This is a genomic window from Erysipelatoclostridium sp. An173 (genome assembly GCF_002160495.1).
Lineage (GTDB): Bacteria > Bacillota_I > Bacilli_A > Erysipelotrichales > Coprobacillaceae > Thomasclavelia > Thomasclavelia merdavium.
The window spans coordinates 1-509 of sequence record NZ_NFKR01000122.1; the positions used below are offsets into that span (position 1 = coordinate 1).

Here is a 509-nt window from a genome sequence, read left to right on the forward strand (position 1 = left end):
TTTGAAAAATCACAGTCTTTTGTTGTTATTGTATACGGTTTAATATAATGGGCTTTTATTTTGTTTTCTCTCATTATGTTTCCTACATATTTTTCGCTTATTTTTTCTCCTTCTTTTTTTAGTATTCTGGTTATTTTAGGTGCTCCATATATCTCTTTTGAATCCTTATGAATTTCTTTGATTCTTTCTGTGATTCTTGCTTTTCTGATTTTCTGTCTGCATGTTTTTCTTTTTAAATATTCATAATATCCTGATTTGCTTAGTTTTAGTTTTTTTAGCATACCGGTAACTGAAGCCTGTCTATCACTTTTTGATTTTTCTTTTATTTCCTTATAAAGATCCTGCTTAGTTATTTGCTAAGTCATGCCAATAGCCTTTTTTAGGACTTCTAAAGCATCCCGTGTATCTTTTAATTCTTTTTTTAATCTGGCTATTTCCTTAGCTTCATCGCTTGAATAATTACCACTCCCTCTTGAATTGATTATACCGTCATTATTATTGGCATCTTT

1 protein-coding gene is annotated in these 509 nt (G+C 29.5%); it reads right to left on the reverse strand.

Annotation, left to right across the window (positions count from 1 at the left end; genetic code table 11):
• On the reverse strand, positions 1 to 281 hold a 281-nt coding region (locus tag B5F09_RS14700), incomplete at its 3' end, for an IS3 family transposase (protein WP_143357544.1).
• Between the last annotated feature and the right edge of the window lie 228 nt (positions 282 to 509).